This is a genomic window from Ferrimonas pelagia, from assembly GCF_039543565.1.
In the GTDB taxonomy this organism is placed as follows: Bacteria; Pseudomonadota; Gammaproteobacteria; order Enterobacterales; family Shewanellaceae; genus Ferrimonas; species Ferrimonas pelagia.
In genome coordinates this window covers 1-15,629 of record NZ_BAABJZ010000005.1, presented here as the reverse complement: position 1 = coordinate 15,629, position 15,629 = coordinate 1, and the positions used below count along the sequence as shown (strand labels likewise).

Genomic DNA, 15,629 nt, shown 5'->3' with positions numbered 1-15,629 from the left:
ACGGGACTCGAACCCGCGACCCCCGGCGTGACAGGCCGGTATTCTAACCAACTGAACTACCACTCCACCGAAACTGGTTTAGACAGCTAACTGAGCCTTGGGGAAGGAACTCAATTCCCTGTTGTGCCTCGTAAAGCACATAAATTAATGGCGGAGTGGACGGGACTCGAACCCGCGACCCCCGGCGTGACAGGCCGGTATTCTAACCAACTGAACTACCACTCCACCGAAACTGGTTTAGACAGCTAACTGAGCCTTGGGGAAGGAACTCAATTCCCTGTTGTGCTTCGCAAAGCACGTAAATAAATGGCGGAGTGGACGGGACTCGAACCCGCGACCCCCGGCGTGACAGGCCGGTATTCTAACCAACTGAACTACCACTCCACCGAAACTGGTTTAGACAGCTAACTGAGCCTTGGGGAAGGAACTCAATTCCCTGTTGTGCTTCGTAAAGCACGTAAATTAATGGCGGAGTGGACGGGACTCGAACCCGCGACCCCCGGCGTGACAGGCCGGTATTCTAACCAACTGAACTACCACTCCGCACCTTTGTCTTTTCCGGGATGTTCCCTTGAAGACGGGGCGCATATTACGGCGCCCCCTTTTGCCCGTCAACCGATTTTTATCAAAACAAAGGTCAACTAACTGCTTTTTAGCCAACCGTTGAAAATTACAACGTTTAGGTCGACTTCTTTGGCGATAAATCACTCACTAACTCAGTCATATCAACCTCTTCCGGAGTTAAATCCGCTTCTGGAGCCGGTTGGCTCATGAGTCGTTGATAGCTACGCTGACGTTTACGCCAGAGAGCAAGTACCAAACAGCCTAGCACCAATAGCAGGATGTTGACGATGCCCACCACCCACAACACCTTCTCTCGTGCTCTTTGCTCCTGCACCAGCGCCCTCTCCATCGCCAACGTCGCCAATTCCTGCTGCTGCAGCGGCGGCGGCAGTGGCGGCGAAACGTACACAGACAGGGAGGGAAGCTCTAAGTAAAACTCATTGCCCGTGTTTCGAGTCCCCACAACCTGGCCGCTGATCACGTAATTGCCGTGCTGGTTTAGCATGGGTAGCGCGATCCGCTGGGTAAATTGACTTGGCGTGATCACCAACTCCACCGCTGAGTGCTCTGGAGTCTGTACCGACAGGGCCAGGTGCAAAGTGCGTGGGATCACCTCAGGTTCGATATCGAGAACCAACTGATAACCGTCATTCGGCTCGCCTTCGACCCTCATCCGCAAAGGTTGAGGGATGATGGTTACAGACTGGCGGGTTTGGCGACTGAATACCGGGTTTTCCACCGACATCTGCAGCTCATATAACCCCACGGGGTAATCAAAATTTAGGTTCGCGGTGAAGATCCCATCGTGAGGTCGCTCATCCAATCCTTCACCATCGTCATAATAGGTGCCGATCCGGTAAGGTCCTGCCGCAAAATTCTCGTCGCCCGGTCGATTGGCACTATGGATGATGACGTTCCATTCCAATTGCTGATAGAAGTCACGCATCTCAATGCGATCACTGTCGCCTTGGATCTCGGCGGTCAGTTTGAGGCGCTGCCCCCGATAGATGGTTTCAGGAAAGGCGTCGTGCGCTAAATTGATGTCCGTCATTAAGCGCACTTCTGAGCCAGGCTCCACGGCCCCCACCAATTGCCAAGGGCCCGGTGTTGGCTGACGGATCTGGATCATATCGCTGCTTTGGGTCACGCTCCAGCGCACGGACTCTGGGTGTCGCTCGGCGTACCACTTACTGCCATCCGGCTGAACCACCACCACAGGCGCGCTGCCGATATCGCGTCGCACCAAGATGGTGATCTCATCGACGGCATGGTCGATGCGAAACCGATTATCGAGCAGAGCAAGCGTTTGCGGCTCCGCAACCAACACCGAGCTGAACAGCGCCATCCCCCAGGCCAGTGCGCAGCAGAGCTTACGACTGACGGAACCAAATGGCATCACTCACCATCTCCATCCTGACATTATGATTGTTAAGCTCCTCGGAACTGGCCCGGATCACGCGGGTACGAACCCGATCGCTAGGTAGCCGCTGAATATCACTGCTACCGCTATCGCCGTCCGAACCAAACACCAGTTTGGTCTGTCCGCCGGTCATGTAGAGGTAGACGTCGGCGAGGATCTCGGAATCGAGCAATGCGCCGTGCAAGGTTCGATGTGAATTGTCGATACCGTAAAAACGACAGAGTGCATCCAAGTTCAGGTTGCCCTGGATCTCCCCTTTGTTTTTCTTGCCCCGCGCCAGTTGTAAGGTATCGATCACCCGACAGTGATCCGTTACTTTACCCGTGCGACCCAACATCTCGAATTCATAATCGAGGAAGCCAATATCAAAGTTCGCGTTGTGTGCGATCAGCTCAGCACCCTGAATAAAGGCTAAGAACTCATCCGCTATCTGTGCAAAATCCGGCTTGTCTTGCAGGAACTCATCGGTGATCCCGTGAACCTCGATGGCTTCCTCATCAACCGGTCGATCGGGCTTAATGAACACATGATAGGTGCGGCCCGTCAGCTTACGGTTGACCATTTCGACGCAACCGATCTCAATCACCCGGTGACCTAAATAATGGGGGCCTGCCCCCTGGTTCATCCCGGTGGTTTCTGTATCAAAGACAATTTGGCGTAATTGAGGGGTCGCTTCTGTCATCACTGTTCCGATTATCAGTTAGGGTATACTGCGGCGCTTTGCCCCAATATGGTATCAACTTCAATGACCCAACAAAAACGAGTCACTGTCTACACCGATGGCTCCTGCCTGGGCAATCCCGGTCCTGGTGGATACGGCATTGTCCTGCGCTATCGACGCCACCGCAAGGAGTTAAAAGCCGGTTTTGAGATGACCACCAATAACCGCATGGAAATGTTGGCCGCTATCGTTGCCGTGGAAACCCTGGTGGAGCCCTGCCACATCGATCTCCACACCGACAGCCAATACCTGCGTCAAGGGATCACCCAATGGATCCATGGCTGGAAACGCAATGGCTGGAAAACCAAAGGGGGACAAGCGGTCAAGAACGTTGATCTGTGGCAGCGACTCGAGCAAGCCAGCACGCCACATCAGATCGAATGGCATTGGGTCAAGGGCCATGCCGGCAACCCAGATAATGAACGGTGTGACACCTTGGCGCGAGAAGCGGCCGGTGGCCCGGAACTCTCGCCGGACGAAGGCTATCTGTCCTGAGGGTCTCGCTGCCGCGCCGCCGACTGACTATCACGGCCTGCAAGCTCGGGGAACGGCCGCACCACCAAGGGCCGACGGATCTTCCATTTCTGCCGGACCGGTGTTAGTGGCGAGTCCAGCTTCTCCGCAACAATAAGATAGACACTGCCCAAGCCCGGCATCACGTCCTTCATCGATTGCTGCACACTGGCAAAGCGGGTCGGCGCCCAAAGTAAACCGTGCTGGCACAAACACTCTTTGGCCAACACTCGGTAACCCAATACGCCCAGCCAATCTTGGATCCGTGCTGGGGTAAAGAGACGCCCGCTCCAAGGCAGGCGCTTGTGATTCGCAGGCCAAAGATAACCCATGCCTAAACTGCTGAGCGGATTAAAACCCACCAAGATAAGACGACCACCAGAGATCAATACCCGATCGATCTCACGCAGCAAACTGTGGGGATCGCGATGAAACTCAAGACAAAAGGTCGATAGGCAAGCATCAATACTGGCACTCTTGAAAGGCAAGGCTTCCAGTTTGGCCTGGATCTGCTCACTCTCTGGCGCTAGATTTATCTGGTGAGCGACGGGGCACAAGCCGGTGGCGAGCTCCGACGACAGATTGCCCAGCTTTAATAGATGGTAACCAAAGATCTTTGGCCACCAATCGTTCAGGCTGGCCCCCACCTGCTGCTGCAACCAATCGCCATAGGGCAGAGTTTGCCAGTTTTCAGGTGTCACCAACTCTTTGGGACTGTAAGCGGGACGCATCATGTTCAACCACCATCCTTGCTGTTTAGCATAGCATCACGGGGCTAGAAGCCCGCTTGGGAATTACGTTACCCTAGCCGTTCCACTCCCGAACGCCTTGCCAGTATGTCATATTCGATTATCCCGATCCCCGCTTTCAACGATAACTATATTTGGTGCCTGAGCCGAGGACAAGATGCTTGGGTGGTCGATCCTGGCTGCGCCGAGAGTGTCATTGACCATCTGAAGGCAGAAGGGTTGAGCTTGCGTGGGATCCTCATCACCCATCACCACTGGGATCACACCAACGGCATTGAACCGCTGCGGCAGCGCTGGCCACAAGCGCAGTGCATCGGCCCCAACAACGCTGCCATAATGGGCTTAACCCAAACGGTGCAAGCCGGCGCGAGCCTCACCCTTGAGGGCCTGGCACTACAGCTGACGGTCCTGTCGCTGCCAGGACACACCCTGGACCACATCGGCTATTATGGCGATGGGAAGCTATTTTGCGGCGACACTTTATTTAGCGGTGGCTGCGGTCGACTATTCGAAGGCAGTGCTGAGCAGATGTACGCGTCACTGCAACAACTGGCTGCGTTACCCGGCGAGACTCAAGTGTACTGCACCCATGAATACACCCTGGCAAACTTGGCGTTTGCCTGTGCGGTTGAGCCGCAAAACACGGCATTGCATGCCTATCGTCAGTCATGCACACTGCTGCGTCAAAAGGGTTTACCGACCTTACCCAGTCGCATTGAAACGGAGTTGTTGATCAACCCTTTCCTGCGCTGTGGTCAGCCAGAACTGGCTATCAGTTTACAAAAGCATGCACAAGTCACTTCCACTGATAGCGTGAGCCGCTTCGCAGCCCTGCGTCAATGGAAAGATAACTTCTGACATGCTGATACAATCCTGCTGTTTTTTTCGCCGAGCCGAGGCTTTTCGGTTCCGTTTCTGGGTTTATTGAGCATTTTGATTTGATGAAGTTTAAGCTATCCGCCCTTGCTATCGCATTCGTCCTGTCTGGCTGTCAAAGCCTGATAAGCCCACCCGACGATGAAGCCGCCGAAGCCGCCGAAGCCGGCTCAGAGCTCGAGGTCGGAGTCACCCTAGCCGCTCAAACAGTAAGCCCTGAGCCCAAGCCCGCGGAGCCCGAAGTGGTATTGCCGCCAGAAGATGTCTGGGAGCGGATCGTCGCGGGACTCAGCCTGGATATACCCGACAACGAACGGGTCGATCGTTTCCGCCAGTGGTACATCAACAACCCAAGCCATTTGGCGACCGTCTCTCGACGTGCCGAACCCTTCATGTACTTGATCGTTGAAGAGATCGAGAAGCGGGGCTTGCCGATCGAACTGGCGCTGCTCCCAATCGTAGAGAGCTCTTTTGATGTCTTTGCCTATTCTGCCGGCGCCGCCGCCGGGATCTGGCAGTTTACCGCACCAATGGGCCGTCATTTTGGGCTGACCCAAAACTGGTGGTATGACGGTCGTCGTGATGTCTACGCCTCAACCATCGCAGCGATGGATATGATGGAATATCTGCACGGCAAGCTCCACAACGACTGGCTCTACGCATTTGCCGCCTACAACACCGGTGAAGGCCGCGTGTTCCGCGCCATCCGCAACAATAAAGCCGAAGGCAAGCCAACCGATTACTTCGCTTTGAGCCTGCCGGGTGAAACTGAGCGTTATGTACCCCAGCTGTTGGCACTGGCGGATGTGGTCAAGAATGCCGAGAAGTACGGTATCCAGCTGAACCCGATTGCCAACGAGCCGGCGTTGGAGCGCATCGATGTTGGCTCGCAGATCGATCTGTCTTTGGCCGCGGATCTGGCCGACATGTCGGTGGCAGAACTGCATAAGCTCAACCCCGGCTATAACCGCTGGGCCACTTCCCCTGACGGCCCTCACGCCCTGTTGCTCCCTATCGACAAGGTGGATGGCTTCAACTTGGCACTGGCCGACACGGACAATGCCCAGCGGGTCAACTGGGTACGATACACGGTGAAAAGCGGTGATAGCCTGAGCGTGATCGCCAAGAAGTACCACACCCGAACCGGGATCATTCAGTCGGTCAACAAGATGGATGGCAATATGATCCGCATTGGCCAGACCTTACTGATCCCAGTGGCGGCCAAAGACCAAGAAGACTATGTGTTCAGTGCCGAGCAGCGCTTGGCACGACACCAATCCAACAAACGCGCAGACTTTAAGGTGGATCATAAAGTCCAATCCGGCGACTCGTTATGGACCATTGCCCGTGCCAATAACGTGACCGTGGCTCAACTGGCCAGTTGGAACAACATGGCACCGTCTGACACCCTGCGCTTAGGCCAGACGTTGGTGATCTGGGTTAATAAGATCGCGACCAATCAGAGCAAGTCTTCCATCATGCGCCAGATCAGCTACACGGTGCGCAGTGGCGATTCTCTGGCTCGAATTGGCCAACGCTTTAAGGTCAATGTGAACGATCTGGTCCGCTGGAATAAGCTAGAAGGTCAGAAGTACCTACAGCCAGGTCAGCGTCTTACCCTCTATGTGGATGTGACCCGAGTTCAAGTCTGAGCAAGACCCGCTTAAACAACACAAGGCCAGCGCATGCTGGCCTTTTTGCATTATCGGGTTTAACGAAACAACACCTGCTCACGGCGAAACCAGTATGTGCAAAACAGCAACAGCGCCAAAGCGAGGGCGAAATTGGTCATAAATACCGGCAACAGATCCCAATACACCATTGTGCCCTTGAGCAACTCCTTGGTCGCCAAAGTGACATTGACGATCGGCGCCCAGGGCACCCAGCCAGAAAACTCCAAGCCTGGGATCATCGCCACCATCGCTGGCAAGATGGCCAAAAAGTTAAAGGGCGCCATATAATTTTGGCCCTCTTTATAGGTTCTGGCATAGATGGAGACCGCCAACAACATGGCGGCATAGAACAACGAAATAGGTACTAACATGGCGAGGATCAGCGTCAGATCCAACAAGCCAATCGCACTGACCACTTCAACCAATGCCTCCAGCGCAAAAAACTGACCTAACAATAGTGACCAGCCTAAGCCACTGGCGATAGTAAGAAAGGCCACCAGTAAACTGGACGTTGCGATAACGGTAAACTTGGCAAAAACGATGGTGCTTCTTGCCACTGGGGTCAACAATAGGGTTTCCAGCGTCCCCCGCTCTTTTTCTCCTGCGCCAATATCCAGCGCTGGCATCATCGCCCCCATCAGACAAAGCAGCAGCAAGATATAGGGCAACATTCCGCCGATCTTCTCACCAAGATCCTCGCGTTTGTCAGCGGTGCCGACCCAGTCGAGCCTGACCGGCTTAGTCAAGACGTCAGCCTGAACCTGGCTCAGGTGCCAGCGTTGTCGATGATCATCCTGCCACCGCTCGAACAAAGGCTGTAACACCTCATCAATACGATCGAATTGACCAAGATCATCCGCTTGATTGTAATACAGCTGCCAATCGCTAACTTTTGCCCTTGTCGGCTCAAAATCCTCAGGGATCACCAGCACAAAGTCCACCGAGCCTTGATTGACCGCTTGCCGGATCCGCTCGGCGCTGCCGTCCGTCTTACTTTCCACGCCCACCAGTTTATCGTGCCCGGCAAGCTGCTCATGGATCACCGATTGCCAGGCAGGCGGTGCGTGCACCTGAAAACGAAGCACCTCATCAAACTTACCCTGCATCGACACCACGCTAAAATAGATCACCCCCCCCAACAGCGCAGGGATCACCAAGGTGGGAAACAGCACGATAAACCAAAGCGTTTTCTTATCACGCCAAATGTCTTTGCTCTCTTTAAGCCAGATCTGCTTGAACATCCGCTGCCTCCATCGATCCCGCCACCGTCATTGAACGCTCGTGCTGCTGCATAAATGTTCGACGCAAGGCCACCGCGTCACGACTTCCAGCAAACGCCTCAAGCGGCCCGTTATAGTTTGACCGTCCGACCAGGATCACAGAAAGTTGGTCGCACAATAGACTCACTTCCTCGAGATGATGGGTGGAGAAGATCACGGGGCGTCCCGCCTGCTTTTGCGAGTCGATAAATTGCAAAATGGTCTCGGTCGACATGATATCCAACCCGGTTGTCGGCTCATCAAAAATGATCACCTTCGGCTGGTGGACGACTGCGCGAGCGATGTTGGCCCGTTGCTTCATGCCGGAAGACAGATCCAATACGCGCCGGTGGCGAAAGTCATCCATGTCCAATTGCGAGCACAACGCCTCTATACGCTCATCACACAGACTCGGGGTTAGGCCGTACAGTTGGCCAAAGTATCTCAGGTTTTCCTCTACCGTGAGGCGCTCGTAGATCGCCGTTGTCGCCGATAAGAAGCCGACTTTACGTCGCACGCTGCCATCGTCCCGATGCAACTCTTCACCGTCGATCACCACCTCGCCCCGATCCGGTTGCAGTACGCCGGACAGCATTCGCAACGTCGTGGTCTTCCCCGCGCCATTCGGGCCGATCAAACCCAGCACTTCACCCGGCTTGCAGCTCAACGACACCTGCTCAACGGAGTGAAAGAAACGCCCGCGCTGACGCGGATCTCTATGGCCACTCTCACTGCCCGCCTTAGGGTTTTCCAAAGCAAACCGCTTCGCTAATCCCTTAACTTCAATCATTACGTCGACATCCTGTCTCTTTGCCTAAGCCAAGCCCCATGTTAACGTTTAGTCATTAATCACAACAAGTTCCCAACCTGTAACCAATGATGTCTGTCAACACCCCGCGCCACGGGCTGAAGCACATATGGCGCCATCCATCCGCCGTGTTTGCCGCATTAAGCGGTGCTAGAGGCTGGTCTTGGTGGCCGTTCACCTTGGTGGTGCTCGCTTATAGCGGCATCCAACTTCTGTATTTCAATCAGATCGACTTTGATTGGTATCGCGAGACTCACTTGATGACCGGTCTGGCCGACTTGGCACCGGCCGATCAGCGCACCATCGCGGCGATGATGACGCCAAACCGGATCCTGCTAACGTCAATACTGGGCGGCTTGGCTCTGCTGTGCGCTCTGCAGGGCGTGATCGCACTGTATCTTCACCGGCTTACCCAGTTGGATGACGAGAACATTCACAGCTTCGGAGATTGGTTTGGCTTATGTTGGTGGCTGCTGTTACCCACACTGGTGGCGAGCATCATCAGTCTGGTATGGATCGTCAGCTCAGGTAGCGAGATCGATCCTGCGGCGCTCAATCCCACCTCGCTCAACCGCTTAGTGGGACTGGCAAGCGAGCATGTCGGCTATGCCTTGGTTGAATCCATGGATCTGTTAACGCTATGGAGTCTAGCCTGGCTGTTTCTCGCGATCCGGAGTTGGACGCGTTTGTCGCGCCTCGTCACCGGCCTGATCACCTTCACACCCGCCGCGCTGCTCTACGGGCTCTGGGCGTTGCTGCTCTAGCACTCAGTTCAATTGGATCAACACCGGGGCGATCTCCGGGATCCGCTCCTTAGGGTAAAAATTAAGGCGGGCATGCAATGCGTACTGACCCGGGGCTAATGATTTGAGGGCATGCGCACCGATCTTCACCTTCACCGAGCGCTGACCGCCGCCTTCCAATCGAAACTGCGTGAGCGCCTGAATAAACGCCATCTCATTGGAATAACGCCACACAACCTGATCGCCCTGCATTAAAATAAAGTCCGCCAACATGCCGGACGCGACGGTATAGTTCAGCGCATAGTCACTGGGATTCACCAATGCTAACTCGGCCGACGCCCCGATGCTGCGTTGCCATTGTGACGCCGTTTTTAATGTCGCTTGCAACGCCATATCGCCCACCTCTCCGTTGGCTCTGTCCGAACCATACCGCCGCCCCCCAACCACATCCAACTGGGCCGGAGGTTGAACCGTTCTTGACTTCGCTGTCGCCGCCTCCAGCTTTAACGTCGTGTCATCCGGCTCCCCTGCCGGAGCCTCTGAGTGACTGCACCCCACCAACATCACCACTAACCATAACCAACGAACCATCAGAACTCTCCCAGTTTTTCAAATAGCTTATCCTTCAACTTCTTCTCCAGCTTCTCTTTTTCTTGCTCAATTTGATTGCCGATCAGGGCATCCAGATCCAAGCCATACTCAGGCGCACTGACGGTTCCCGCCACCTTCAGCGGGATCGGCACATCGCGCAGTTGCTCTACCGTTTTACCGCCCTGCCCCTCTAACGAGCCCACTAACGCCACGACCAACTGATAATTCAGGGCCTGCGAACTTAACCCCACGGTGCCGCGCCCATCGAGACGAAGCAGTGGTGATGCCAGACGAATATCCTCCGTCGCCAACATGCCGTTTTTTATCTCTAGCCGCATATCCAGACTGGAAAAGTCGGTCTGTTCCGCCGAAGCAGTGGCGTCTAGATCGCCCTTAAGCTTCGCTTCGCCCTCTCGGATCATCTTGGCGAGGTTTACCCCATAGAGCGCACCGTCCGTTACGCTTAATTGCCCATTTGCCTCCAGCCGTTGCAGTGCTTGCTCCGACAAACCCCGCCCCTGGCCCGTCACCGACAGAGCCGCTCGCCCGGCCAATAAGTCCGTATCTGCCACTGTTTGCAACATCGGCTGCAATGCCAGCCCTGTCAGGCGTTGTTGAAACGAATAACGAGCGGGCTCTGTACCACCATCAAGCGTCGCGGACAGCTCAAACTGTCCCTCAAAGCTTTGCCCGGCCAAACGCTGCAGGATCAGCTTGCCATCGCGCAATTGCAGATCGAGTTCGGCATCATCCACCCGATATGGCGCAGCAACAAGGCTGGCCAGTCGAACCGAAATATCGAGATCCGCCGCTTTCAATACAGCGAGATCGGGCTCCTCATCGCTGGGGGATGTTGTCTCTTCCGCCTGCTGGGCGGCCGTCTGAGAGGGCATTAGCGGGGTAAGATCCAAGCTGTTGCCCTCTCCTTTAAACACCAATTCCGGCCGCACGCCGCTCAGGCTCAGGCGCCCTTCGCCTTCAAACAAAAATTCCTGCCACCTCATCTCCAGCGCAGACAGTTGAAATGCGTTGGCGACACGATCAAGTTCAGCGTTAAACGCCAATGACAGCGACTGTTTGTGTTCCGGCACAGCCTCACCACGAATAGAGAGCGACTGTTGCCACTGACTCAAAGATATCTGTTGCAGATCACTGGAAAGCTGCAGGACCGCGCTCGCCTCGCTACTCACTTGAGTGCGGCCATCGTCCAGTACCAAACTCAACTGCAGCGGCGCCTCTCCGCCTGGCGAGAGATCCGTCAAGGACAGGTGCTCCAACGTCAGCGACTGTCTGCTCTGCTGCTGTTGATCCTCGTATTGGATGATCAGATCGTCCAGTTGCAAATGGCCCAGATGCCAATCTTGCTGCGCGGGTACCGACTCAGCAGCCACCGACTCGTCTGCCTCCGCTCCCTCAGGGACAAGGCCGGAAAAACTATTACGCCCATCGGCCAAGGTCACCAATGATGCGGTCACGCCAGACAGCGATACCGCACCAATCTCGATCTGGCCTCGCAGCAGGGGTAAAAGAGCAACCGCTAACTGCGCCTGATCAAGCGTTAACATTGGAGGTAATCCCGCGCCTTCCACATTACTGAACGAGATCTGATGCAGCGACAGCCCCAAGCTGGGATAGACCGACCAACCTATATCGCCTTCAATACGCAAACTGCGGCCCGTACTCTGCTCAACCCTTTCGGCGAGCACTTGCTTGACACTGTTTAGGTCAAAGAACAGCGTTAGGTAACCCACTGCCAGCGCCAACAGCACGGCAAAGGTAATTAAGATCCATTTAATCAGCTGCAAAATTCAACTCCTCAAAACCATCGGGAAGGCTCAGCGCTCGATCGCTGACGGCGATCCCATTCGGATCGGCGTACAAATACTGCCCCGGTTGAATGCGCAGGCCCAGGATCTCCACCTCAACTCCACGCTCCCCTAATCCGCGCTTCTCCGTTTTCATCGGCACCGCACCAAGCGCCTGGATCCCAACAGGGATCGTAGCCAATGTCATCACATCACGAACAGAGCCATACACCACTATCCCAGCCCAACCATTGCTTGAAGCCATCATCGCTAGTTGATCCCCCAGCAACGCGCGGCGAGCCATCCCACCGCCATCAATCAGCAACACCCGCCCCGCTCCCGGTTCACTCAGTACGGTACGCACCAAGCCGTTGTCCTCCGGGCAGCGTACTGTGTCGATCGGACCCGCGAAGATCTGCTGCCCTCCAAAGCTGGTAAATATCGGAGCAAACAGGCGAAGTTCACTTGAGTATCGATCACACAATTCCGGTAATAGATCTCGCATACATTAGACTCCCTTGCAGACGCTAAATTCATCCTAACCGCTGACAGCGCACAACAAAAGAGCGTACAACTGCAATTCGCTTCAGATTGCAATCATCTCATTATTGGTCAATTTTCTTCCAATAGACAGAAGCTTTCTTTGTGCCAAAAAACCTTGCTCTCGTTGAGCATGCCAACCATTACTGGTTGGGCACATTCTTCGAGTTCACCCGTTCCTCGTCTCTCAGCAGCCACCACCGCCAATACAACATAAATAATATCGCGCCCCTCGCTGCCTTAAGCTGTTTAGCGGACAGTCAGCATGACATCGCCAAACATCGGTGTTACAAAAGAACGCTGGAGAGTGAGTAAAAGCGGGCACCACCTCCCCCAATAACACTGAGTCACTCGGCCCGTCACAGCAACCTCTCATTAGGCCTTTCATTACCGACCACCTTTCTGATCGCTAAGAGGTATGATCAGGCAAACTCTATAAGTCATTGTGTTAGTCATGTCAGCGACGGCGATCAGCAAAAAGTCGTAAGTTAGGGTGTCGGGTGGATGTTTGTGTTAAAGATATTTGCAGTTCGCGGTATATCGCTTATCATGAGGGGGCAGCGCTGGGTCGATTGCCCGCTCTGAAAGCCGCATGGAAGCTAACCGAAACGTCATTCACATCTCAAAGAGACATATGAGTAATCCACAATTAGAAGACGCCTTTCGCTCAGCGCTTATTGAGTTAGAGCAAGAAAAAAAGGTTCAGACTGAACTCACGACAAATACCCGTTCACATCGTCAGATGAAAAACTATTTGACGCACTTAGAGTGGTCAGACAAGCAGTTGTTAACACTGCAAGCAGCCATCGAAGAGATCCTGACCGAGCGCCGTGAATACAATGAAAAAGCGGAACGTGTGCAAACCTATCGGGCAAAATTGATTAATTTAGCTCGCGATCTCAATATGAGTTATCAGGAACTGGTTACCACCATGGCGGATCTAGAATCCCTAGAAGGGAAAAAATCCAGTTGATACTTATAAAAAAAGCAGCCAAGGCTGCTTTTTTTATGCAAAATGTCCAGTGCGCAACACCAAGATGAACCACTCGCCTACCTTTCGACTCAACCAGATCCTCAGCAAAATAGTCACGCCAGATTTTACCGAGCCCCGCAAGCAACCACGGCTCTGGAGATTTAAGAGCGAGGCATCAGGCTCTCTGTTCCAGCGCCCCACAGCAGCCACTCTCGCAGTGCACCGTTAAAGATGATCCGCTGTCACGGCACCGATTGATGCTAACCCACAGCTCACCCGCCCGTGAAAGTGATCGCCACCAAGCCGCCCTGGCCTAGCCTGCAACCGAGATAGCTTCCAATCAAGCGTTATACACTCTCGCCTTTGAGCACCCTTTATCACCGCCATCAAACGATCCCACTACCCAACAACCGGAAGCATCGCCTAACGTCTAAATGCTCCTCGTAGCACCTTTAACGCGCATACGAAAAAGCCCCAACCTTTCGGTTGGGGCTTTCGCAATATGGCGGTCAGGGAGAGATTCGAACTCTCGATACGTTGCCGTATACACACTTTCCAGGCGTGCTCCTTCAGCCACTCAGACACCTGACCAATTTGTTTGTTGGGGCGTTTGCCTTTCAACGAGGCGTACTATAAGACCCCCTCTGAATTAAAACAAGCCTTATCCCCACTTGCTGCTATCGTTTGCTTGAGTTTTGTTCAAGAGTGGCTAGATGGTCCGCCCCAAAACCGGTTCACTGCATCGGCAGTCCCTAGGCTGATCGATAATCACCCCCTTTCTTATGGAATATCGCGCAGCCAAAGAGCAATCCTTGGGTGCCCCACAATACACTGCACACACTTAAAAAGGCGAAAGGCTAACACGTTCCCAATGTAATACCGCCGGGACGCATTGCTCCGCCACTCGGCCACAGCATCGTCAGACTTTCTACCTTCAACATAAGCGTCAATAGCCCCTTTAGCACAATGGCGTACTTCACTCGTCGCGTACACAAGGGCCAGACTGACGGTTCTTACCCAAAGAAGCACGACTGAAGTAACACAATAAGTGCGACAAGCGCGAAGATCGGTAGGTGAGCCAACTGTCGGTAATATAATACCAATCACTTTAAGTATTTGCCCAATTCAGAGGTACTTAGTGCGATTGATATAAAACCAAGCTCTCAATACGGGTTGCTCAATCTTCCCCATATTCCAAATACGAAAAAGCCCCAACCTTTCGGTTGGGGCTTTCGCAATATGGCGGTCAGGGAGAGATTCGAACTCTCGATACGTTGCCGTATACACACTTTCCAGGCGTGCTCCTTCAGCCACTCGGACACCTGACCAATTTTTTTGTTGTCGGCGTTTGCCTCTCAACGGGGCGTAACTTTACGGCGATGCCGTTCGGTCGTCAAGCGGACAAATTCCTTTTAGAGATCGTTTGCACAGTTCGCAACCAAAGTGGTCAAGTGGCCAGCAAAGTACGTCCTCGCAACGGTGTCCTTGAGTAATGCTCGCTCTGATCTGCTCTGAGCCTCTACTGCCAGTCTGTCGAACAAGCAGGCTGTATCGTTCTATTGTTCTTGCGCGAAATGGCAACAACGAAAAAGCCCCAACCTTTCGGTTGGGGCTTTCGCAATATGGCGGTCAGGGAGAGATTCGAACTCTCGATACGTTGCCGTATACACACTTTCCAGGCGTGCTCCTTCAGCCACTCGGACACCTGACCAATTTTTTGTTGTCGGCGTTTGCCTCTCAACGGGGCGTAACTTTACGGTGGTGAACCTCGCCCGTCAAGCTTCTCTCGACCATCAAATTACCGACTGCTGAGTTAACGGTCAAACCGCCTAAATAACTCACAAATAGGTGCGTCAATTTACGATACAACATGACCATAGGCCACTCTTTCGACTGCATCTATGCGATGCATTGTCGACGTTCGGACATCAAAACCCATGGCATCGCCGTCCATGTCGCGATTGAGACGGCAAGCCATTTAGGTTGAAACACCGAAATCGCCCCTGCGCCCCTTCGCCTTGCTGTCACCACCAATGCAAAACTGATCCACCAACACCAATTGAAAAGTGATCCACTTGGTTACTCTCTGTGCTTTGCCGCACAGATAGGAGCAGATGTTAACCAAGGGCGAATCAGTTTGTGAATATCCACGTCCGTTACAAGCAAGGTCAAAGCCTGCGCTGCATCGCTCGCGAGTTGGGCATTGCACTTCACTGCGCAAAAGCTCACTTAAGCGTTTGAGCCGCGCATTGCCACACCGCTGCTATGGTAGTGTTCAGATTTCTGTGTCATTTGCTTAAAATCAATCCAAAAGGAATAGCGAATGACCAAACCTACTTTCGACATGGAAGCCGCCATTGAGGCACTTCGCTCAGGCCAAGACCTGACCGGTAA

General features: G+C 53.9%; 13 protein-coding genes and 6 tRNA genes. 5 read left to right on the top strand and 14 right to left on the bottom strand.

Going from position 1 to position 15,629, the window contains the following annotated elements; genetic code table 11:
• Nucleotides 1–148: 148 nt before the first annotated feature.
• The 5 genes from ABEA08_RS01850 to dnaQ all read right to left on the bottom strand — a co-directional run bounded on the left by ABEA08_RS01850 (nucleotide 149) and on the right by dnaQ (nucleotide 2,666).
• Nucleotides 149–225: transfer RNA gene (locus ABEA08_RS01850), tRNA-Asp, on the bottom strand.
• Between the two features lie 82 nt (nucleotides 226–307).
• Nucleotides 308–384, bottom strand: a tRNA-Asp gene (locus ABEA08_RS01845).
• 82 nt (nucleotides 385–466) lie between these two features.
• Nucleotides 467–543: transfer RNA gene (locus tag ABEA08_RS01840), tRNA-Asp, on the bottom strand.
• 136 nt (nucleotides 544–679) lie between these two features.
• On the bottom strand, nucleotides 680–1,960 hold the full coding sequence (locus ABEA08_RS01835) for a TIGR03503 family protein (RefSeq protein ID WP_345332699.1): 1,281 nt from the start codon (nucleotides 1,958–1,960) through the stop codon (nucleotides 680–682).
• Nucleotides 1,935–2,666: a DNA polymerase III subunit epsilon gene (gene dnaQ / locus ABEA08_RS01830; RefSeq protein ID WP_345332697.1), complete on the bottom strand. Its 732-nt coding sequence runs from the start codon at nucleotides 2,664–2,666 to the stop codon at nucleotides 1,935–1,937. Before dnaQ ends, ABEA08_RS01835 begins: the two co-directional genes overlap by 26 nt.
• Before the next feature lie 63 nt (nucleotides 2,667–2,729).
• Between dnaQ and rnhA the strand changes: the two genes are divergently transcribed.
• The gene (gene rnhA / locus ABEA08_RS01825) at nucleotides 2,730–3,200 is read left to right on the top strand and encodes a ribonuclease HI (RefSeq protein WP_345332694.1); all 471 of its coding nucleotides are present in this window, start codon (nucleotides 2,730–2,732) and stop codon (nucleotides 3,198–3,200) included.
• Here the strand turns inward: rnhA and ABEA08_RS01820 are convergent.
• Nucleotides 3,188–3,952, bottom strand: coding sequence for a class I SAM-dependent methyltransferase (locus tag ABEA08_RS01820; protein ID WP_345332692.1), 765 nt, complete (start codon nucleotides 3,950–3,952; stop codon nucleotides 3,188–3,190). The two genes, rnhA and ABEA08_RS01820, sit on opposite strands and share 13 nt — an antisense overlap.
• A 102-nt stretch (nucleotides 3,953–4,054) precedes the next feature.
• Between ABEA08_RS01820 and gloB the strand changes: the two genes are divergently transcribed.
• Both gloB and ABEA08_RS01810 read left to right on the top strand, forming a co-directional pair.
• Entirely contained in the window at nucleotides 4,055–4,825 is a 771-nt protein-coding gene (gene gloB / locus ABEA08_RS01815) for a hydroxyacylglutathione hydrolase (protein WP_345332689.1), read from the top strand.
• An 83-nt stretch (nucleotides 4,826–4,908) separates the two neighbouring features.
• Complete coding sequence (locus tag ABEA08_RS01810) at nucleotides 4,909–6,495, top strand: LysM peptidoglycan-binding domain-containing protein (RefSeq protein WP_345332686.1); 1,587 nt, start codon at nucleotides 4,909–4,911, stop codon at nucleotides 6,493–6,495.
• 59 nt (nucleotides 6,496–6,554) lie between these two features.
• Here ABEA08_RS01810 and ABEA08_RS01805 read toward each other — a convergent pair whose 3' ends face one another.
• Both ABEA08_RS01805 and ABEA08_RS01800 read right to left on the bottom strand, forming a co-directional pair.
• Nucleotides 6,555–7,757: an ABC transporter permease gene (locus tag ABEA08_RS01805; protein WP_345332683.1), complete on the bottom strand. Its 1,203-nt coding sequence runs from the start codon at nucleotides 7,755–7,757 to the stop codon at nucleotides 6,555–6,557.
• Complete coding sequence (locus ABEA08_RS01800) at nucleotides 7,735–8,565, bottom strand: ABC transporter ATP-binding protein (protein WP_345332681.1); 831 nt, start codon at nucleotides 8,563–8,565, stop codon at nucleotides 7,735–7,737. Before ABEA08_RS01800 ends, ABEA08_RS01805 begins: the two co-directional genes overlap by 23 nt.
• An 89-nt stretch (nucleotides 8,566–8,654) precedes the next feature.
• On the opposite strand from ABEA08_RS01800, the gene ABEA08_RS01795 reads away from it, so the two are divergent.
• Nucleotides 8,655–9,347, top strand: coding sequence for a YIP1 family protein (locus tag ABEA08_RS01795; protein ID WP_345332678.1), 693 nt, complete (start codon nucleotides 8,655–8,657; stop codon nucleotides 9,345–9,347).
• Between the two features lie 3 nt (nucleotides 9,348–9,350).
• On the opposite strand, the gene ABEA08_RS01790 is transcribed toward ABEA08_RS01795, so the two are convergent.
• Genes ABEA08_RS01790 through ABEA08_RS01780 form a run of 3 tightly spaced genes read right to left on the bottom strand, consistent with a single transcriptional unit; the run spans nucleotide 9,351 to nucleotide 12,227 of the window.
• Nucleotides 9,351–9,917 (bottom strand): BsuPI-related putative proteinase inhibitor, encoded by a 567-nt coding sequence (locus tag ABEA08_RS01790; RefSeq protein WP_345332676.1) that lies wholly within the window; start codon nucleotides 9,915–9,917, stop codon nucleotides 9,351–9,353.
• Nucleotides 9,917–11,722, bottom strand: a complete 1,806-nt coding sequence (locus ABEA08_RS01785) for an AsmA family protein (RefSeq protein ID WP_345332674.1) — start codon at nucleotides 11,720–11,722, stop codon at nucleotides 9,917–9,919. Before ABEA08_RS01785 ends, ABEA08_RS01790 begins: the two co-directional genes overlap by 1 nt.
• A complete protein-coding gene (locus ABEA08_RS01780; RefSeq protein ID WP_345332671.1) occupies nucleotides 11,709–12,227 on the bottom strand; it encodes a putative 4-hydroxy-4-methyl-2-oxoglutarate aldolase in 519 nt (172 codons plus the stop codon). The genes ABEA08_RS01785 and ABEA08_RS01780 overlap by 14 nt, the downstream gene beginning before the upstream one ends.
• 669 nt (nucleotides 12,228–12,896) lie before the next feature.
• On the opposite strand from ABEA08_RS01780, the gene ABEA08_RS01775 reads away from it, so the two are divergent.
• Nucleotides 12,897–13,235, top strand: coding sequence for a hypothetical protein (locus tag ABEA08_RS01775; protein ID WP_345332668.1), 339 nt, complete (start codon nucleotides 12,897–12,899; stop codon nucleotides 13,233–13,235).
• Between the two features lie 503 nt (nucleotides 13,236–13,738).
• Here ABEA08_RS01775 and ABEA08_RS01770 read toward each other — a convergent pair.
• The 3 genes from ABEA08_RS01770 to ABEA08_RS01760 all read right to left on the bottom strand — a co-directional run bounded on the left by ABEA08_RS01770 (nucleotide 13,739) and on the right by ABEA08_RS01760 (nucleotide 14,946).
• Nucleotides 13,739–13,826, bottom strand: a tRNA-Ser gene (locus ABEA08_RS01770).
• 649 nt (nucleotides 13,827–14,475) lie between these two features.
• Nucleotides 14,476–14,563: transfer RNA gene (locus tag ABEA08_RS01765), tRNA-Ser, on the bottom strand.
• Nucleotides 14,564–14,858: 295 nt separating this feature from the next.
• Nucleotides 14,859–14,946: transfer RNA gene (locus ABEA08_RS01760), tRNA-Ser, on the bottom strand.
• Nucleotides 14,947–15,629: the final 683 nt, after the last annotated feature.